The sequence below is a fragment of the Actinacidiphila sp. bgisy160 genome (assembly GCF_965342435.1).
GTDB lineage: Bacteria > Actinomycetota > Actinomycetes > Streptomycetales > Streptomycetaceae > Actinacidiphila.
The window spans coordinates 153,656-171,087 of the sequence record NZ_CBDRCM010000003.1; the positions used below are offsets into that span (position 1 = coordinate 153,656).

The 17,432-nt window shown below is 71.4% G+C and carries 18 protein-coding genes and 1 tRNA gene; 7 read left to right on the top strand and 12 right to left on the bottom strand.

Annotated elements, in window-relative coordinates; all coding sequences use genetic code 11:
• Positions 1–5: 5 nt before the first annotated feature.
• A complete protein-coding gene (locus ACRWNP_RS05185) occupies positions 6–1,352 on the bottom strand; it encodes an extracellular solute-binding protein (RefSeq protein WP_431959738.1) in 1,347 nt (448 codons plus the stop codon).
• A 157-nt stretch (positions 1,353–1,509) separates the two neighbouring features.
• Here ACRWNP_RS05185 and ACRWNP_RS05190 point away from each other — a divergent pair, with 157 nt between their 5' ends.
• From ACRWNP_RS05190 to ACRWNP_RS05200, 3 genes are all read left to right on the top strand, one after another.
• Complete coding sequence (locus ACRWNP_RS05190; RefSeq protein ID WP_431959739.1) at positions 1,510–2,538, top strand: LacI family DNA-binding transcriptional regulator; 1,029 nt, start codon at positions 1,510–1,512, stop codon at positions 2,536–2,538.
• 285 nt (positions 2,539–2,823) lie between these two features.
• The gene (locus ACRWNP_RS05195) at positions 2,824–3,012 is read left to right on the top strand and encodes a hypothetical protein (protein ID WP_431959740.1); all 189 of its coding nucleotides are present in this window, start codon (positions 2,824–2,826) and stop codon (positions 3,010–3,012) included.
• 55 nt (positions 3,013–3,067) lie between these two features.
• The gene (locus ACRWNP_RS05200) at positions 3,068–3,571 is read left to right on the top strand and encodes a pyridoxamine 5'-phosphate oxidase family protein (protein WP_431959741.1); all 504 of its coding nucleotides are present in this window, start codon (positions 3,068–3,070) and stop codon (positions 3,569–3,571) included.
• Positions 3,572–3,578: 7 nt separating this feature from the next.
• On the opposite strand, the gene ACRWNP_RS05205 is transcribed toward ACRWNP_RS05200, so the two are convergent.
• Positions 3,579–4,355 (bottom strand): isocitrate lyase/PEP mutase family protein, encoded by a 777-nt coding sequence (locus ACRWNP_RS05205; protein WP_431959743.1) that lies wholly within the window; start codon positions 4,353–4,355, stop codon positions 3,579–3,581.
• A 107-nt stretch (positions 4,356–4,462) separates the two neighbouring features.
• Between ACRWNP_RS05205 and ACRWNP_RS05210 the strand changes: the two genes are divergently transcribed.
• Both ACRWNP_RS05210 and ACRWNP_RS05215 read left to right on the top strand, forming a co-directional pair.
• Positions 4,463–4,675 (top strand): hypothetical protein, encoded by a 213-nt coding sequence (locus ACRWNP_RS05210; RefSeq protein WP_431959744.1) that lies wholly within the window; start codon positions 4,463–4,465, stop codon positions 4,673–4,675.
• A gap of 67 nt (positions 4,676–4,742) precedes the next feature.
• Entirely contained in the window at positions 4,743–5,252 is a 510-nt protein-coding gene (locus tag ACRWNP_RS05215; protein WP_431959745.1) for a flavoprotein, read from the top strand.
• Positions 5,253–5,583: 331 nt separating this feature from the next.
• On the opposite strand, the gene ACRWNP_RS05220 is transcribed toward ACRWNP_RS05215, so the two are convergent.
• The 5 genes from ACRWNP_RS05220 to ACRWNP_RS05240 all read right to left on the bottom strand — a co-directional run bounded on the left by ACRWNP_RS05220 (position 5,584) and on the right by ACRWNP_RS05240 (position 9,068).
• On the bottom strand, positions 5,584–6,003 hold the full coding sequence (locus ACRWNP_RS05220; protein ID WP_431959746.1) for a PIN domain nuclease: 420 nt from the start codon (positions 6,001–6,003) through the stop codon (positions 5,584–5,586).
• Entirely contained in the window at positions 6,003–6,257 is a 255-nt protein-coding gene (locus tag ACRWNP_RS05225; protein WP_431959747.1) for a type II toxin-antitoxin system VapB family antitoxin, read from the bottom strand. The genes ACRWNP_RS05220 and ACRWNP_RS05225 overlap by 1 nt, the downstream gene beginning before the upstream one ends.
• Positions 6,258–6,781: 524 nt before the next feature.
• Positions 6,782–6,854: transfer RNA gene (locus ACRWNP_RS05230), tRNA-His, on the bottom strand.
• A gap of 91 nt (positions 6,855–6,945) precedes the next feature.
• On the bottom strand, positions 6,946–7,557 hold the full coding sequence (gene orn, locus ACRWNP_RS05235) for an oligoribonuclease (protein ID WP_431959748.1): 612 nt from the start codon (positions 7,555–7,557) through the stop codon (positions 6,946–6,948).
• A 5-nt stretch (positions 7,558–7,562) separates the two neighbouring features.
• Complete coding sequence (locus ACRWNP_RS05240; RefSeq protein WP_431959834.1) at positions 7,563–9,068, bottom strand: helix-turn-helix domain-containing protein; 1,506 nt, start codon at positions 9,066–9,068, stop codon at positions 7,563–7,565.
• A gap of 714 nt (positions 9,069–9,782) precedes the next feature.
• Here ACRWNP_RS05240 and ACRWNP_RS05245 point away from each other — a divergent pair.
• Both ACRWNP_RS05245 and ACRWNP_RS05250 read left to right on the top strand, forming a co-directional pair.
• Positions 9,783–10,304, top strand: a complete 522-nt coding sequence (locus ACRWNP_RS05245) for a universal stress protein (RefSeq protein ID WP_431959749.1) — start codon at positions 9,783–9,785, stop codon at positions 10,302–10,304.
• Between the two features lie 107 nt (positions 10,305–10,411).
• Entirely contained in the window at positions 10,412–11,008 is a 597-nt protein-coding gene (locus ACRWNP_RS05250) for an acetate uptake transporter (RefSeq protein WP_431959750.1), read from the top strand.
• 82 nt (positions 11,009–11,090) lie between these two features.
• On the opposite strand, the gene glmS is transcribed toward ACRWNP_RS05250, so the two are convergent.
• The 5 genes from glmS to ACRWNP_RS05275 form a co-directional block, all read right to left on the bottom strand.
• Entirely contained in the window at positions 11,091–12,905 is a 1,815-nt protein-coding gene (glmS, locus tag ACRWNP_RS05255) for a glutamine--fructose-6-phosphate transaminase (isomerizing) (protein ID WP_431959751.1), read from the bottom strand.
• A 43-nt stretch (positions 12,906–12,948) separates the two neighbouring features.
• Entirely contained in the window at positions 12,949–13,224 is a 276-nt protein-coding gene (locus ACRWNP_RS05260) for a hypothetical protein (protein WP_431959752.1), read from the bottom strand.
• Between the two features lie 73 nt (positions 13,225–13,297).
• Positions 13,298–14,464: an acyl-CoA dehydrogenase family protein gene (locus ACRWNP_RS05265; RefSeq protein ID WP_431959753.1), complete on the bottom strand. Its 1,167-nt coding sequence runs from the start codon at positions 14,462–14,464 to the stop codon at positions 13,298–13,300.
• 8 nt (positions 14,465–14,472) lie between these two features.
• Entirely contained in the window at positions 14,473–15,426 is a 954-nt protein-coding gene (locus tag ACRWNP_RS05270; protein WP_431959754.1) for a hydroxymethylglutaryl-CoA lyase, read from the bottom strand.
• Complete coding sequence (locus tag ACRWNP_RS05275) at positions 15,426–17,426, bottom strand: acetyl/propionyl/methylcrotonyl-CoA carboxylase subunit alpha (protein WP_431959835.1); 2,001 nt, start codon at positions 17,424–17,426, stop codon at positions 15,426–15,428. Before ACRWNP_RS05275 ends, ACRWNP_RS05270 begins: the two co-directional genes overlap by 1 nt.
• Positions 17,427–17,432 lie beyond the last annotated feature (6 nt).

The following is a 17,432-nucleotide window of genomic DNA, read 5'->3' on the forward strand; positions in this document are numbered from 1 at the left end:
GGATCTCACTGGTCCAGCGCGTTGTCGATTTCCTTCTCGGCAGCCGCCCAGCCGGCAGCAGGCGACTTGCCCTGCTGCTCGACCTGCAGGATGCCGACGTCGGTGATGGCCGTGTAGATCTGCTGGTCCTTCGGACCGATCACCAGGGTCGGGATGCTCTTGGCCGCGTCGGCGAAGATCTGGCCGATCGGCGCGTTGTTGAAGTAGGCGTGCTTGGCGTCCCTGACGTCGGGCAGGTCGTAGGCGCCCGGGGCGCTCGGGAAGCTCGCCTGCTTGGCGAAGACCTTGGCCTGCTGCTCCGGTGCGGTCAGCCACGCGGCCAGCTTGACGGCCTCTTCCCTGTTCTTGCCGGCCGAGGGCACACCCACGAAGGAGCCGCCCCAGTTGGCGGGCTTGGGCGCCGCGGCGACGTCCCACTTGCCCTTCCCGGCGTCGCCGGCCTTCTCCTGGATGTAGCCGAGCATCCACGACGGGCAGGGGAGCGACGCGAAGCGGCTGTTGGCGAAGCCCTGGTCCCAGGCCTTGTCGAAGAGCTTCAGCTTGGCGGTCATCTTGCCGGTGGTGGCCTCCATGGCCAGGTCCCAGGCCTCCTTCACGGAGGGGCTCGTCTTGTAGATGACCTTGCCGCTGCTGTCGTAGTAGCGCTCGGAGGCGGAATTGCTGATCGCCTGGTACAGGCCCGCGGCCGAGTCCAGGAAGGTCGTGCCCTTGGGCGCGTTCTTCGTGTAGGTCTGGCCCGCGTCCAGGTACTTGCTCCAGTCACCGGCCCACAGCTTGCCGACCTCTTCGCGGTCGGTGGGCAGACCCGCCTGCTTGAACAGGTCGGTGCGGTAGCAGATCGCCATCGGGCCGATGTCGGTGCCGAGGCCGACGGTCTTGCCGTCGGAGGTGGTGGCCTGCGCCCACTTCCAGTCGAGGTAGTCCGATTTCTCGACGCCGGCGGCCTTGGAGAGGTCCTCGAACTTCGCCGCCTGGGTGGACACGATCTCGTTGATGTTGCCGACCTCGATGGCCTGGATGTCGCTCAGGCCGCTGCCCGCGGCGAGGTGGGTGAGAAGCTGCGGGTAGTAGGCGTCGTTCCGCTCGATCACGTTCTCCTTGATTGTGATGTTCGGATGTGCCTTCTCGTACTCCTCGTACAGGCCGGCCTGCTTGTAGCCGAAGACACCGAAGGTGCCGACCGTGAGGGTGATCTTGCCCTTGGCGTCACCCTCCGAGCCACCGGCCTTGGCCGGCTCGTCGCTGTCCTTGGAGCAGCCGGCGAGCAGGCTGACTCCCAGCGCGGTCACCGTGGTTATCGCGACGGCCGCGGTACGGCCTCGCGGCCGGGACGACTTCCTTGTCGTGCGCATTCGGATCCTCCGAGTACGTGCGGGAAGTGTACGTTTTCGCTAGGGTGGGAGCGCTCCCATATGTGATGTGTTGAAGAGTCTCCGTTCCCCGATGAGGTGTCAAGGGAGTGGACGCTCTAAGTTGGCGCGGTTACCACCTCGTGATTGGGAGGCCGACATGGTGTTGGGTGGACGGCGCAGCGGCAGACCGACGCTTGAAGAGGTCGCCGCGCGCGCCGGAGTGGGCCGGGGCACGGTCTCCCGGGTGATCAATGGATCACCCCGGGTGAGCGACCGCGCCAAGGCCGCGGTGGAGGCTGCCATCGCCGAACTCGGCTACGTCCCCAACCGCGCGGCGCGCGCCCTGGCGGGCAACCGGACGGACGCGATCGCCCTGGTCATCCCCGAGGCGGAGGCCAGGCTCTTCGCCGAGCCGTACTTCTCCCACATCATCCGCGGCGTGGGCGCCGAACTCGCCGACACCGACATGCAGTTGCTGCTCACGCTGCTGCGGACGCCCAAGGAGCGGCAGCGTTTCGCGCAATACCTGGGCGCCCACCGCGTCGACGGTGTCCTGCTGGTCTCGGTCCACGAGGACGACCCGCTGCCCGACCTGCTGGAGCAGCTGGAGATGCCGACCGTGCTGAGCGGCCGCCGCTCCGACCTGGAGTCGGTGTCGTACGTCGACTCCGACAACGTCGGCGGCGCCCGCTCGGCCGTGGCCCACCTGCTCGGACTCGGACGCAAGGCCGTGGCGACCATCACCGGGCCCCTGGACATGTACGTCGCCCGCTGTCGCCTCGACGGCTACCGCCAGGCGGTCGATGCCGCCGGGCTGGTGTACGACCACGCGCTCGTCGCGGCCGGCGACTTCACCGAGGAGGGCGGCCGCGCGGCGATGCGGGCGCTGCTGGAGCGCCGGCCCGACGTCGACGCGGTCTTCGCGGCCTCGGACGTCATGGCCAGCGGCGCACTGCAGGTGCTGCGCGAGCGGGGCCGGCGCGTACCCGACGACGTGGCGCTGATCGGTTTCGACGACTCCGCCATCGCCCGCCACACCGACCCGCCGCTGACCAGCGTGCGGCAGCCGATGGAGGAGATGGGCCGCACCATGGCGCGGGTGCTGCTGGAGGAGATCGCGGCGAGCACCGCCACCCGCCGGCACGTCGTGCTGTCGACCGAGCTCGTCCGCCGCGAGTCCGCGTGAGCACCGTCCGGTACCGGAGGGCGGACGCGCGGAGCCGGATCCGCACGCCCGCCCGGCCTGGTGGCGCGCGTCCCCGCCGAGGGGCCGGGGCGCCGGTCAGGGGCGTGGGCGCGCTCGCGGCGGTCCTGGCCGACCGTAGCGCCACGTGAGGTGTGCGCGCGGCCGGAGGAGTCGGCGCGGACTTCGGGAGTGAGCCCCGCCACGTGAGGAGGCTCACGGTGTGACTTGGGCCCACGGGGGCGGCATCCGCGGTTCCTTGTCACACCCCTCTCCTAAAATCAGGGCATGCCACCGACCGTTCTGGACCGTCGATCCGTCGAAGCCGCCAATGAGGCCATACGGCGGTACGTCGCGGGCCGGCGCACCTGGTCGCGCGCCGAACTGGCCGAGCTGGACCGCCTCCGCGGGATCTGGCAGGCCGCCCGCCAGGGCCAGGGCGACGTCCCGGGCCGCCGCCTTCCGGGCGAGGGGTGATCCCGCCCCGGCAATGCCGACAGAGGATGTCGGGTATGCCGGGGAGCATGGCGGCATGACGACCAGCTGGACAGACTTCCAGGAAGCACAGCCCGGCCTCGCGCAGGCCGTGCGCACCCGATTCGGCGGCTACAAGCACCACGTCCTCGGCACCCTCCGTGCCGACGGCTCCCCCCGGCTCAGCGGCATCGAGGCCGAGTTCCGGCTCGGCGAGCTGTGGCTGGGCATGATGCCCCGCTCCCGCAAGGCCCTCGATCTGCGGCGCGACCCGCGCTTCGCGCTCCACGTCAATCCCGGCCCGGACACCTCCATGGACGGGGGCGACGTACGGATCTCCGGACGCGCCGTCGAGGTCACCGACCCGGCGGCGATCGCCCGCTTCACCGGCGAGGTGACGGTGCCCGAGGGGCCCTTCCACCTCTTCCGCGCCGACATCGCCGAGGTCGTGCGCGTCTACGTCGAGGACCCCGACCTCGTCCTGGAGGTGTGGCGGCCCGGCGGTCCGCTGCGCACGGTGCGCCGCGGCAACGACGAGGCGCCCCCGCGCACGGATGTTTGACGTACCGTCAGATCTCTGTGAAGGGACTGTCACCGCGCGCCACGGCCGCGAGGAGCCCGGCGAAGTACCGCTGGACCATCTGGTGGAGCTGATGGCCGAAGCTGATCCGTGCCACCCCCAGTTCCGCCAGACGGCCCGGTGAGGGCCCGCCGGGCCAGGACAGCACGTTGACCGGGCGGCCGTCCACGCCCTCGACCACGGCCCGGACGGTGGGCTCGTCCAGCGCCCCGATCGGATAGACGCAGTCCGCGCCGGCCTCCAGGTACGCCCGGGCCCGGGCCACCGCGTCCGCCAGCCGATCCGCGGGAGCGGCATCGGCGCGGAGGAAGGAGTCCGCCCGGGCGTTGATCACCAGCTCCGGATCCGCCGCGCGCAGGGCGGCGATGTACGCCGCCTGTTCCTCCGGGCCGACCAGCTGTCCCGAGCGGGGGTCGGTGTCCTCCAGGTTGCAGCCCACGGCGCCGGTCGCGGCCAGCCGCTCCGCCAGCTGCGCGGGCGCCAGCCCGTAGCCCCGCTCCATGTCGGCGGTCACCGGTACGGGGACGGCCCGGGCGATGCGCGTGACCGCGGCGAGCATCTCCTCCCCGGGCGTGCCCTCCCGGTCCTCGTAGCCCAGGGCGGGCGCCACGGCCGCGCTCCCGGTGGCGACCGCCGGGAAGCCCGCTTCGGTCACGGCACGCGCCGAGGCGGCGTCCCAGACGTTCGGCAGGACCAGCGGGCGGCCCGGCACGTGCAGGGCGCGCAGACGGGAGGCGAGGGCCTTACGGGAGAGCTCGGTGTTCATGCCCTCCACGCTACGAGCGCGGGCGCGGGACGCCGAGGGCCATTCATCCGTCGGGCGGCAGGGCCACTTCGGGTGCGCCGCGTGCCGGGGTGCCGCAAGCTGGACGGGTGAGCCCGACCACCCCGATCGTCGTGTCCCCCGTCCAGGCCGGCGACCCGCCGTTCCGCATCGTGCAGATCGACGGGGAGCCCGTCGGCATCGCCCATGACCTGCTCGACGTCGTCCGCATCGCCCACGACGCCGGGCGGGAGCACGTCGACTTCGACGACCCGCAGGCCGTGCGCTGGCTCGGCGGGGGCAAGTACCACTGGGCCCCGTGAGGCCCGCCGGGCGACCGGTCCTCCGTACGGTTGCGTAAGATCCATTTCCCGCGATTGGGTGGTCCGTATGACTCGGACCCTCTACCTCTTCGCCGGTGCCGCCCCGCCCGTCTTCGACATCGCGCGGGTCATCGAGGACGCCCAGGTGCGCGGCTGGGACGTCTGCCTGGGCCTGACGCCCACCGCGGCCCGCTGGCTGGAGCCGAGCCTGGACGGACTGGCCGCGCTGACCGGCCGCCCGGTGCGCCACGAGTACCCGCTGCCCGGCCGGCCCGAGGTCTGGCCCCCGGCCGACGTGATCCTGGTGGCCCCGGCCACCTTCAACACGATCAACGGGTGGGCACTCGGCCTGACGGGGACGTTCGTCACCGGAACCCTCGCCGAGGGCATCGGCAAGCGCGTCCCGATGGTGGCGATGCCGTCCGTGAACGCGGCGCTCACGCAGCACCCGCAGTTCGAGCGCTCGCTGGAGACCCTGCGCGCCGCCGGGGTAACGATCTTGTTCGGCCACACCGGGACCGGGCCCGAGTACCCCTGGCAGCCGGCGCTCGCCGCCGCCGAGGCGGTCGCCGGCTGACGCGCCACGGCCGGGGCCGCGTGGTCCCGGCCGACGGCTCCGGTCGCCCGGGGCGCTCGTTCGCCCGGGGCGCTCGTTCGCCCGGGGTGACCGGCCCCTCGTCGATCAAGGTGAGTGACGGGACTCGAACCTGTTTCGTATGGCGATGGATGCGCATGAGCGGGGGAGAACGTGCCCATGCCGCACCACGTGCCGGATGGAGATCCGGAGTCACCCGTGCGCAGGCGGTCCGCAGTCAGACCGCGGCCGACCTGGCATGGCTGATCTTGCTACGGAACGCGTGACCGAGGCTTCCGGCCCGCCGACTTCGCCCGGTGGACGGGCGGCCCGTTCAGCGGTCCGCGCTGCCGGGCGGTACGACCCATTCGGCGGGTTGTCCCGTCAGGGAGGCGATCATGTCGAAGTCGCCGTCGTAGTGGAGGACCGTCCGCTGGTGCCGTTCTGCCGTGGCGGCGATCAGTAGGTCGGGGAGGGACAGTGCCCGGTGGAAGCCCGCGTTGAGAGCGTGGCGCTGGACTTCCAGGGCGCGGACGAAGGTGTGGTCGTCAGCGCGGATGTAGTCGAAGGCGTGGAGCCAGGTGCTGATCCGGGTCGCCTCGGAGCTGTCCCGTGCAGAGTGGATCATCTCGTACTCGGTGGGCTGGCACACTGCAAGGAGGTAACGCTCGTGCAGGGGCGCGAGCACCTCCTTGACACTCGGTTTCGTCCAGCGGGCGAGGGCGGACTTGTCGATCAGGTAGCGGTCCTGCATCAGGCGGCTGGGCGTCCGTCGCGGTCGCCGTCGTGCTTGAGAGAGCCGTCGGCGTTGCGGGGGCCCGTGTTCTCGACGATCTCACTGAAGTCGAACTCGCCGGCCTCCATGGCGTCGAAGCCCTCCTGTCGCAGGTGCCTCTTGACGGCGTCTTCCATGGCGAGGCGGACGGCTTTGGCCTTTGTTTTTGCTCCGAAGATGCGCATGGCTTCGGTGACCATGTCTTCATCGAGGTCGATGACTGTTCTGGCCATGCGAATGGTCCCTCCGCTGCTAGCCCTGCCAATTAAACGATACCTTTTATTGCCGAAGACAGATGTCGTTTCGGTTGGAGGTCTCATCGTGGATGGCCGACCCCGACACCGCGGCAGGGCTGGGTAAGGCGGGCCGAAGCGAGGTGTCGGCGGTCTCTGAACACGGTTCACGGAACGGCGACACGCGACTACTCGAACGCATGTCACCCTGTCCGAGGAGTTCCTCCCTCCTCGCGTTCCCGGTCTGAAGGAGGCACTGGCGAGCATCGACGGGCGCGGTGACCTGCTGATGGACGGGTCCATGGCTCTGATCAGGCCCCGTCACTCGGTGGGCGGATCGATGCACGAAAACCACACAGCATGTGACTGGGTACTTATGTCGAGCGAAGCTCCATGTGGACTTACGGCCATCGCTCCTTCCCGGGCGACTCAGATCGCGGGGGGATGGGCCGTGGTGTGGCCGCGGCCAAACGGCAGCCGGGCCCATGACCCGCGTTTGCGCAGGTCATGGGCCCGGCCCATAGGGTGAGTGACGGGACTCGAACCCGCGACATCCTGGACCACAACCAGGTGCTCTACCAGCTGAGCTACACCCACCACGACCGGTGCTTTGTGCTGCTCCGTACCGGCCGAGAAAAAGTGTACAGGGTCCGGGAGGGTGCTCGCTGCCACGTTTCCCGTGGCTCGCTCACTCCGCCGTTTCCGCAGGCAGGACGTACTTCGCGGCGATCGAGCGCGCCGTTTCGGTGTCGGGTCCCGGCTGGGGCACGAAGACCGCCTCGCGGTAGTAGCGCAACTCCGCGATGGACTCGCGGATGTCGGCCAGGGCGCGGTGGTTGCCGTTCTTCTCCGGGCTGGCGAAGTAGGCGCGGGGGTACCAGCGCCGGGCCAGTTCCTTGATGGAGGAGACGTCCACGATGCGGTAGTGCAGGTGCTGTTCGAGCGTGGGCATGTCCCGGGCGATGAAGCCGCGGTCGGTGGAGACCGAGTTGCCGCACAGCGGCGCCTTGCGCGGCTCGGCCACGTACTGGCGGACGTAGTCCAGGACGAGCTTCTCCGCCTCCTCCAGCGTCACGCCGCCGTCCAGCTCCTCCAGCAGGCCGGAGGCGGTGTGCATCGTGCGGACGATCTCCGGCATGCTCTCCAGGGCCTCGGCCGGCGGACGGATGACGATGTCCACCCCATCCCCGAGCACGTTGAGCTCCGAGTCGGTGACGAGCGCCGCCACCTCGATCAGAGCGTCCTGGGCCAGGGAGAGCCCGGTCATCTCGCAGTCGATCCACACCATCCGGTCGTTCATACGTCTCACCCTACGGGGCGATCCCGCGGAGCAGGCATAGTCGCGCTGCGACTGCGTCCGTCGCGGCCCTCCCGGTCACCGCGTGGCCGCCGGGCGCCGTGCGGCTCGCGGGGGTCGAAACGGCTGCCGGGCTGCTCCGGGATGCGCGCCGCGTAGGGCGGCTCGGCGTCGGTCTTGAGCGCGCCCGGGCCGGCGCCGGGACCGGCCTGGCCCACGATCTGCTGCAGCACCCCGCCGTGTCCGCGCTCCGCGGGGCCGCGGCGCGGGGCCGGCACCGCGCCGCCACCCGCCTCGGGACCGCGCGGTTCCCGGGTGGCGGGCAGCACGGGGTCCGGCTCGTCCTGTGGGCGCCGGGCCCGGAAGGCGGCCCGGTACGAGGCGGGGGAGGAGCCGAGCTGGCGGCGGAAATGGCCGCGCAGGGCGACGGGCGAGCGGAAGCCGCAGCGCGCGGCGACCTCGTCCACGGAGTAGTCGGAGGTCTCCAGCAGCCGCTGTGCCTGCAGGACGCGCTGAGTGATCAGCCACTGCAGCGGCGCGCTGCCGGTCAGCGTGCGGAAGCGGCGGTCGAAGGTGCGGCGGCTCATGTAGGCGCGGGCGGCCAGGGTTTCCACGTCGAACTGCTCGTGCAGGTGCTCCAGCGCCCAGGCGACGACCTCGGCGAGCGGGTCGCCGCCGATCTCCTCCGGTAAAGAGCGGTCGAGGTGCCGGGGCTGGCCGCCCCAGTCGCCGCGCCGCGGGGGTACCACCAGCCGGCGGGCGAGCGCGTTGGCGGCCTCGCCGCCGTGGTCGCTTCGTACGACGTGCAGGCACAGGTCGATGCCGGCGGCGGTGCCCGCGCTGGTGAGTACGTCTCCGTCGTCGACGAACAACTCGCGCGGGTCGACGTGGACGGACGGGTAGCGCTTGGCGAGGGTCGGCGCGTACATCCAGTGCGTGGTGGCGGGGCGGCCGTCCAGCAGCCCGGCGGCGGCGAGCACGAAGGCACCGGTGCACAGCCCGATGATGCGCGCGCCCTCCTCGTGGGCGCGGCGCAGCGCGTCCAGCGCCTCGGCGGGCGGGGGCTGCGAGATCGAGCGCCAGGCGGGCACGACGACCGTGCCGGCCCGCGACAGCGCCTCCAGGCCGTAGGGGGCCGACAACTCCAGCCCGCCGGTGGTGCGCAGCGGGCCGTCCTCGCCGGCGCAGACCAGCAGCCGGTAGCGCGGGACGCCCGCGTCCTGGCGGTCGATGCCGAACACGGAGAGCGGGATGGAGCTCTCGAAGATCGGGCCGCCGCTGAACAGCAGTACGGCGACCACCTCCTGACGGCGTCGCGCCGACAACTTGCGTGGTCCGCGGCCCTGTTGTGCGGTGACGGACGGGCCTGACGGAACGGAGGTGCTCACCGCGGCGCCAGACGCTCCCGGGACGTGCGGGACGCCCGGTGTCCCCGTCGACGTGGACGGTGCGGTGGACATGCCGGCGGCCGACTGGATCTCCGCCATGGTGCCGGTCCTGGACTCCTGTGTCATGGAGCTCAAGCCCCCCTCGGTCGTCTGGTCCTCTCGGTCCTGCACGGGTCCCCCGCCGTTGTCGCTCAAGATCGAATCTACTCGTTCCGCTGTACCCGCAGTGGCAAGTTCACCACCTGCCGGTATGTCGACATGACCACGTGGCGTGAAGCATTCGATCACGAAGCGTTCCCCTCGTGAAGTGTGCCTTCCGGGAGTGATACCGGCGCACAACGCCCGTGCGCCCCCTCATTCCGCTTCCGCCCTGGTGGCGGCGGGGGTTGCGGTACAGGATCCCAAGTCCCTTTCCCTGATGGGAAATTGGCCGAAAATAATGGGAAGTCCTGTACGCGCCCCTGGTCAGCGCCCCGTCGTACGCCCCTTGTGTGGCCGGGGAACGCGCGCGCCCCCGGCGTCCCGCGGGGCCGGGAGGACGATTCCGGATATGGCCGGAGGCGGACAGCGGGACAGGGCCGGACGCGGGGTGACTTGTCCGATTGGCGGCGGGGCGTTGCGCTCGGCGGCCGGCTCCGGCATTCTCCTGGAAACTCCGGGGTAGGGGGACGCTGTGAGGGCGCCTGCGCATCTGTGCAGGGGCCCCCAGTCGCCGTACTCTGGAGTCAGCGGGAAGGGCAGCCCCTTACCGGTCGAAATCAGGCCGGTCCCGCGGCCCCCGCACTGTTGTTGTCCGCCCACTCGGCGCCCCCGGCGCCGACCTTGCCGAGAAACCGCATCATGGCCGGTTACGAGCTCCCCGAGCCCGCCGACGGAAAGCCGCTCGCCGAATCGGCGGCGGTGCCGGAGGCGGCCTGCGAGCCGCGCACTTCCTGTGATCCCGCGTTCCGGCACGGCGTGGTCGTCGGTTTCGACGGCTCCGTGTCCAGTGAACGGGCCCTCGCGTACGCCATCGGCATGGCGCGCCGGTCCGGTTCCGCGCTGATCATCGTGCACGTCGCCAACCGGCTCCCGGCGACGGTGTGGGCGGGCTGCGAGCCGCCGGTCTTCGTCGATGTCCCCGACCACCGCACCGAGGTGCTCGGCCTGGAACTGGCCTGCGCCGACCACCTGACGGAAGTGCCGTGGATCCTGGTGGAGCGCGGCGGCGACATCTGCCACGAGCTGGAGGAGGTCGGCCGGGAGTACGAGGCCGACGCCATCGTGGTGGGTGGGACGCACGGGATCATCGGCAAGATCTTCGGGTCGGTCGCCGGACGCCTCGCCCGCCGTGCGCAGCGTCCTGTCGTGGTCATTCCATAACGATTCGGTGCACGAAGCCGTGAATCCGGCCCCCGCGGGATTGCTTGTGCCCTTGTGAAGGGTATCTCGTCAGCAGTTTCTTCCCTCGTACACGAAGGGGGCCCGCGGTGGACAACGACGTCTCCACGGCACGCACCGCAGGAGCCGGCGCCACGGCTCTGGGATATCTGGCACTCGGCCTGACACTGATCGCCTTCGGGCTGCTCAGCACGGGCGTATTCGACAACACCGCGGCGGCCGACGCCGCGGGACTCGCACTCGTCGTCGGCGGCGTCACGCAATTCGTCGCCGGCATGTGGGAGTTCTACGGTGGCAACGGCTTCACCGGCACCGCCTTCGCCCTGCTGGGCGCCTTCTGGGTGACCTGGTCGGCGGAGTCCGGCGCGGGCGCGAGCAAGGAGGTCACCGGGCTGTTCATGCTCCTGTGGGCGCTGCTGGCGCTCAGTCTGACCATGGCCGCGTGGCAGATGGGCGGCGTGGCGCAGGCGGCCTTCGGGCTGCTGACCGTGTCCACGGCTCTGTTCGGCATCGCGGCACTTGCCTCCAACGGTGGCCTCGGCAAGGCGGCCGGCTGGGTCGGCCTCGCGGCCGGCGCGGTCGCCTGGTACGGCGGGACCGCACTGCTCACCAACGCCACGTGGGGCCGGCGCGCGCTCGCCGACGGCTGGCGGCTGGCCATGCCGCACCGCGGGCACGCGGCCTGACCACCGGGGAGGGCGGCTCCGAGGCCCCCCGCGCCCTCGGGCGCGGGGGGCCTCGTCGTCCGACGGCGGGTCCCCCGGGGGCCTACTCGACGGTGACGGACTTCGCGAGGTTGCGCGGCTTGTCGATGTCCCGGCCCAGGGCGAGCGCCGTGTGGTAGGCCAGCAGCTGGAGCGGGATGCCCATCAGGATCGGGTCGAGCTCGTCCTCGTTCTTCGGGACGACGATCGTGTGGTCGGCCTTCGCCTGTTCCTGGTGCGCGACGGCCAGGATGCGGCCGCTGCGGGCCTTGATCTCCTCCATCGCGGCGCGGTTCTTCTCCAGCAGCGAGTCGTCCGGGACGATCGCGACGGTCGGCATCGCCGGCTCGATCAGGGCCAGCGGGCCGTGCTTGAGCTCGGAGGCCGGGTACGCCTCGGCGTGGATGTAGGAGATCTCCTTCAGCTTCAGCGACGCCTCCAGCGCCACCGGGTAGCCGCGCACCCGGCCGATGAACATCATCGACTTGGCGTCCGCGTACTCGGCCGCCAGCTTCGCGATGTCCTCCTCCTGCGCGAGGATCTCCTGGATCTGCTCGGGCAGCCTCCGCAGGCCCTCGATGATCCGCTTGCCGTCGGCCACCGAGAGGTCGCGGATTCGGCCCAGGTGCAGGGCGAGCAGCGCGAAGGAGACGACGGTGTTGGTGAAGCACTTGGTGGAGACGACACAGACCTCCGGGCCGGCGTGCACGTACACGCCGCCGTCGGTCTCCCGGGCGATCGCGGAACCCACCACGTTCACCACGCCGAGGACGCGGGCGCCCTTGCGCTTGAGTTCCTGCACCGCCGCCAGCACGTCGTAGGTCTCACCGGACTGCGAGACGGCGATGTAGAGCGTGTCGGGGTCCACGACCGGGTTGCGGTAGCGGAACTCGGAGGCCGGTTCCGAGTCCGCCGGGATGCGGGCCAGGCCCTCGATCAGCGAGGCACCGATCAGACCGGCGTGGTAGGAGGTTCCGCAGCCGAGGATCTTCACGCGGCGGATGCCGCGCGCCTCGCGGGCGTCCAGGTTCAGGCCGCCCAGGTGCACCGTGGAGAACTTGTCGTCGATCCGGCCGCGCAGCACGCGGTCGACCGCGTCGGGCTGCTCGCTGATCTCCTTGTGCATGTAGGTGTCGTGACCGCCCATGTCGTAGGAGGCGGCCTCCCACTCCACGGTCTCGGGGGTGGCCGTGGTGCGGGTGCCCGAGGTCGTGTACGTGCGGAAGTCGTCGGCCTTCAAAGTGGCCATCTCGCCGTCGTCGAGGGTGACGACCTGGCGGGTGTGGGAGATCAGCGCGGCGACGTCGGAGGCGACGAACATCTCCTTCTCGCCGATGCCGAGGACCACCGGCGAGCCGTTGCGGGCCACGACGATCCGGTCGGGGAAGTCGGCGTGCATGACGGCGATGCCGTACGTGCCCTCGATGACCTTCAGCGCCTCGCGGACCTTCTCCTCCAGGGACCCGGCCTGGGAGCGGGCGACCAGGTGGGTGATGACCTCGGTGTCGGTCTCCGAGGCGAAGACCACGCCGTCGGCCTCCAGCTTGGCGCGCAGCTCGGCGGCGTTGTCGACGATGCCGTTGTGGACGACGGCGACCTTGCCCTCGGTGTCGAGGTGCGGGTGCGCGTTCTCGTCGCTCGGGGCGCCGTGGGTGGCCCAGCGGGTGTGGGCTATGCCGGTGGTCCCGGCGAAGCGCTTGGGGATCCGCGCCTCCAGCTCACGGACCCGGCCCTTGGCCTTGACGGCCTTGAGCCCGCCGGATTTGCCGGCGACCACGACGCCCGCGGAGTCGTAACCGCGGTACTCCAGTCGCTGCAGCCCCTCCAGCAGCAGCGGGGCGACATCACGCTTCCCGATGTAGCCGACGATTCCACACATGTTTCCGTCCCTCCCGGTCGCACGCGGCGGCCCGGTCTCGCTGTCAGCCGTAGACGATGCGGCGCAGCTGCCGCAGTGAGTACTCGGGCGGGGTGACCGCCCGGCGCGGCAGCTCGGCCGTGATCCGTTCGAAGATCTCCGCGTTCTGCAGTCCCATGGCTTGCAGCTCACGGTGGCGGCGCCGTACGAAGTCCTCGGCTGTCTCGTCGAAGTACGCCAGAACGTCGAGGACCACCCGGGCGGCCTCGCCGCGTTGCAGCGGCGTGGTCCGCATCAGGTGGTCGACGAGGTCGTCATGGGCCGTCCGGCGTTCGAGCACCGGTCGATACTGAGGGAAGGAGGAGGCTGAGTGCAAGATTCCTGCCCGATATCGGGCAGAGGAGTGGCGAAAACTACGCCGGAAGGCCCAGCTCGCGTGCGATCAGCATGCGCTGCACCTCGCTGGTGCCCTCGCCGATCTCCAGGATCTTGGAGTCCCGCCACATGCGGGCGACCGGGTACTCGTTCATGAAGCCGTAGCCGCCGTGCACCTGGGTGGCCTCGCGGGCGTTGGTGACCGCGATCTCCGAGGAGTAGAGCTTGGCCATCGCCGCCTCCTTCTTGAAGGGCTCGCCGGCGAGCAGCCGGGACGCCGCGTCCCGCCAGGCGAGCCGGGCGGTGTGGGCGCGCATCTCCATGTCGGCGAGCTTGAAGGCGATCGCCTGGTTGCCGCCGATCGGGCGCCCGAAGGCCGTGCGCTCCTTGGCGTAGGCGACCGACTCGTCCACGCAGCCCTGCGCCAGTCCGGTGGCCAGCGCCGCGATGGCGATCCGGCCCTCGTCCAGGATGCGCAGGAACTGGGCGTAGCCCCGGCCCCGCTCGCCCAGCAGGTTGGCGGCCGGCACGCGGCAGTCGGCGAAGGACAGCTCCCGGGTGTCGGAGGCGTTCCAGCCGACCTTGCTGTACTTCTTCGAGACCGTGAAGCCCGGGGTGCCGGAGGGCACGATGATCGAGGAGATCTCCGGGCGGCCGTCCTCCTTCCGGCCGGTGACGGCCGTGACCGTGACCAGGGCGGTGATGTCGGTGCCCGAGTTGGTGATGAAGCTCTTGGTGCCGTTGATCACCCACTCGCCGCTCGACTCGTCCAGCCAGGCCGTGGTGCGGGTGCCGCCGGCGTCGGAACCGCAGTCCGGCTCGGTCAGCCCGAACGCGCCCAGCTGCTCGCCGGAGGTCAGCCGGGGCAGCCAGGCGCGCTTCTGCTCCTCGGTGCCGAAGCGGAAGACCGGCATGGCGCCGAGCGAGACCCCCGCCTCCAGGGTGATCGCCACGGAGGAGTCCACCCGGGCGAGCTCCTCCAGGGCGATGCACAGGGCGAAGTAGTCGCCGCCCATGCCGCCGTACTCCTCCGGGAAGGGCAGGCCGAACAGGCCCATGCGGCCCATCTCGCGGATGATCTCGTAGGGGAACTCGTCGTGCTCGTAGAACTCGCCGATCTTCGGCGCGACGACGTCATGCGCGAACTCCTCCACCGTGCGGCGGAGTTCCTCATACTCGGCGGGGAGCCGGTGGGCGGTCGTCATGGCTGTGGTCACTCCTGGTGGGAGAGGGCGCGGACGGTACGGGACGGGCTCGGTCGGCCCAATTGCTCCGCCATCCACACGCTGGTGGCGGTGAGGCGGCTGAGGTCGACCCCGGTCTCGACGCCGAGGCCGTCGAGCATCCAGACCAGGTCCTCGGTGGCGAGGTTCCCGGTGGCGCTCTTGGCGTAGGGGCAGCCGCCGAGGCCGCCGGCGGAGGCGTCGACGACGGTCACGCCCTGCCGGAGGGCGGCCAGCGTGTTGGACAGCGCCTGGCCGTAGGTGTCGTGGAAGTGGACGGCGAGCCGCTCGACGGGCACGTCCAGGCCGGTCAGGGTGTCCAGCAGCGCCACGACGTGGCCGGGGGTGGCGACGCCGATGGTGTCACCGAGGCTGAGCTCGTCGCAGCCGAGGTCGTACAGGCTGCGGGCCACCGCGGCGACCTGCGGGACGGGCACGGGGCCCTCCCAGGGGTCGCCGAAGCACATCGACAGATAGCCCCGCACCCTCGCTCCCGCCTCCTTGGCGGCGGTGACGACCGGCGCGAACATCTCCAGCGACTCGTCGATCGTGCGGTTGAGGTTGGCCTTGGCGAAGGACTCGGTCGCACTGCCGAAGACGGCGACCTCGCGCACCCCCAGGGCCAGCGCCCGCTCCAGCCCGCGCCGGTTGGGCACCAGCACGGGCAGCCGGACCGCGTCGCCCAGGTCGTCCAGCAGCGGCATCAACTGCTCGGCGTCGGCGAGCTGGGGCACCCACGCGGGGTGCACGAAGCTGGTCGCCTCGATGGTGGTCAGCCCGGCGTCGGCCAGGCGGTGCACGAACTCCGCCTTGACCTCGGTCGGCACCGTGGCCTTCTCGTTCTGCAGCCCGTCGCGGGCGCCGACCTCGTGGATGCGCACCCGCCGCGGGAGCCCGGCCAGCGGCACGGACATGGGCAGCCCGGGGATTCGCTCGACGGCCATCACTGGGCCTCCTCCTGGTGCGGGGCGACGACGGCGAGCACCTGGTCCATGGCGACCGTGCTGCCCGGGGTCACGTCGATCTCGGTGACGGTGCCGTCGTGCGGGGCGGTGATGACGTGCTCCATCTTCATCGCCTCCACCACGAGCAGGCTCTGACCCGCGACGACCTCGTCGCCCTTGGCGACCTTGACCACGGTCACCGTGCCCGGCATGGGCGCGGCCAGGGTGTCCACCCCGCCCGCGCCGGTTCCGCCGCGCAGCGCCGCCTCGACCGGGTCGTACGGCTGCAGGTGCCAGCCGTCACCGTCCCTGCCCAGCCAGTCGCCGGCGTGGTCGAAGGCGTGCGTGACGCCGTCCCACTCGACGGTGATCCGCTGCCCGGCGCCGGGGAGCAGCCGGGCCCGCACCGGCGCGGCGTCGTCCACACGCACCTCCGCGTCTTCGGCACGGCCGCGGACGCGGACCAGCACGGCCTGGCACCCGGACACGCGCAGCCAGTGGCCGGTCCAGGCGGGCTCCCCGCCGAGCCGCCACCCGCTCGGCACGGAGAACGGGTCCTGCCAGCCTCCGCCGGCCGCCGCCGGCTCAAGGGCCGCGTGGCGCAGCAGTGCGCTCGCCGCGTACACCTCGACAGGCACCTCGGACGGCACCAGAGCGGCCAGCTCCCGGTCGATGAGCCCGGTGTCCATCTCGCCGGAGACGACGTCGGGGTGGGCCAGGAGACGGCGCAGGAAGCCGGTGTTGGTCTCCAGGCCCAGCACCGTCGTCCCGGCGAGGGCGGCCCGCAGCCGGCGCAGCGCGGTCGGGCGGTCGGGGCCGTGGGCGATGACCTTGGCGAGCATCGGGTCGTAGGACGTGCCGATCTCGCTGCCGGTGCGGAGCCCGGAGTCGACGCGCACGCCTTCGCCGGCGGGCTCGTCCAGCGCCAGCACGGTGCCCGCCGACGGCAGGAAGTTGCGGGAGGGCACTTCGGCGCAGATCCGGGCCTCGACGGCGTGCCCGGTCAGGGCGACCTCGTCCTGGCCGAAGGACAGCCGCTCGCCTGCGGCGATCCGCAGCTGCCACTCCACCAGGTCCAGCCCGGTGACCAGTTCGGTGACGGGGTGCTCGACCTGGAGGCGGGTGTTCATCTCCATGAAGCAGTAGGCGGACGGGTCGGCGCCCGGGACGATGAACTCCACGGTGCCTGCGCCGACGTAACCGCAGGACAGCGCGGCCTGGACGGCGGCGGCGCCCATGGCGGCCCGGGTGGTCTCGTCCAGCAGGACCGAGGGGGCCTCCTCGATCACCTTCTGGTGGCGGCGCTGCAGCGAGCACTCGCGCTCCCCGAGGTGCACCACGTTGCCGTGGCCGTCGGCCAGCACCTGGATCTCGATGTGCCGGGGCCGGTCGATCCATCGCTCGACGAGCAGGGTGTCGTCCCCGAAGGAGCCGCGTGCCTCGCGGCGGGCCGCCGCGATCTCCTCCGCGAGCAGGGCGTCGTCGCGCACCAGGCGCATGCCCTTGCCGCCGCCGCCCGCCGACGGCTTCAGAAGCACGGGGGTGCCGATCTCCAGGGCGGCCGCCGTCAGCTGCTCGTCCGTCAGACCGCTGCCACTGCTGCCCGGCACCACCGGCACGCCGGCCTCGCGGACGGTCTCCTTGGCGCGGATCTTGTCGCCCATGAGCTCGATGGCCCGGGCGGGCGGGCCGATGAAGGCGAGCCCCGCGTCCGCGCAGGCGCGGGCGAAGGCGGCGTTCTCGGCGAGGAACCCGTAACCGGGGTGGACCGCCTGGGCGCCGGTGCGCGCGGCCGCCTCCAGCATCCGCTCGATCGACAGGTAGCTCTCGGCGGCCGCCGCGGGGCCGATGCGCACGGCGGTGTCGGCCTCGCGCACGTGGCGGGCCCCGGCGTCGGCGTCGCTGAAGACGGCGACCGAACGGATCCCGAGCCGTCGCAGGGTGCGGATGACGCGGACGGCGATCTCGCCGCGGTTGGCCACCAGGACGGTGTCGAACATCGCTGA

Bases quoted from the DNA above. Each gene is read 5' to 3' on its own strand.
- ACRWNP_RS05220 (WP_431959746.1), bottom strand. From the start codon at position 6,003: ATGCAGGACCGCTACCTGATCGACAAGTCCGCCCTCGCCCGCTGGACG.
- ACRWNP_RS05185 (WP_431959738.1), bottom strand. From the start codon at position 1,352: ATGCGCACGACAAGGAAGTCGTCCCGGCCGCGAGGCCGTACCGCGGCC.
- ACRWNP_RS05265 (WP_431959753.1), bottom strand. From the start codon at position 14,464: ATGACGACCGCCCACCGGCTCCCCGCCGAGTATGAGGAACTCCGCCGC.
- ACRWNP_RS05275 (WP_431959835.1), bottom strand. From the start codon at position 17,426: ATGTTCGACACCGTCCTGGTGGCCAACCGCGGCGAGATCGCCGTCCGC.
- ACRWNP_RS05200 (WP_431959741.1), top strand. From the start codon at position 3,068: ATGACGACCAGCTGGACAGACTTCCAGGAAGCACAGCCCGGCCTCGCG.
- ACRWNP_RS05195 (WP_431959740.1), top strand. From the start codon at position 2,824: ATGCCACCGACCGTTCTGGACCGTCGATCCGTCGAAGCCGCCAATGAG.
- glmS (WP_431959751.1), bottom strand. From the start codon at position 12,905: ATGTGTGGAATCGTCGGCTACATCGGGAAGCGTGATGTCGCCCCGCTG.
- ACRWNP_RS05240 (WP_431959834.1), bottom strand. From the start codon at position 9,068: ATGACACAGGAGTCCAGGACCGGCACCATGGCGGAGATCCAGTCGGCC.
- ACRWNP_RS05225 (WP_431959747.1), bottom strand. From the start codon at position 6,257: ATGGCCAGAACAGTCATCGACCTCGATGAAGACATGGTCACCGAAGCC.
- ACRWNP_RS05190 (WP_431959739.1), top strand. From the start codon at position 1,510: ATGGTGTTGGGTGGACGGCGCAGCGGCAGACCGACGCTTGAAGAGGTC.
- ACRWNP_RS05205 (WP_431959743.1), bottom strand. From the start codon at position 4,355: ATGAACACCGAGCTCTCCCGTAAGGCCCTCGCCTCCCGTCTGCGCGCC.
- ACRWNP_RS05270 (WP_431959754.1), bottom strand. From the start codon at position 15,426: ATGGCCGTCGAGCGAATCCCCGGGCTGCCCATGTCCGTGCCGCTGGCC.
- orn (WP_431959748.1), bottom strand. From the start codon at position 7,557: ATGAACGACCGGATGGTGTGGATCGACTGCGAGATGACCGGGCTCTCC.
- ACRWNP_RS05215 (WP_431959745.1), top strand. From the start codon at position 4,743: ATGACTCGGACCCTCTACCTCTTCGCCGGTGCCGCCCCGCCCGTCTTC.
- ACRWNP_RS05245 (WP_431959749.1), top strand. From the start codon at position 9,783: ATGGCCGGTTACGAGCTCCCCGAGCCCGCCGACGGAAAGCCGCTCGCC.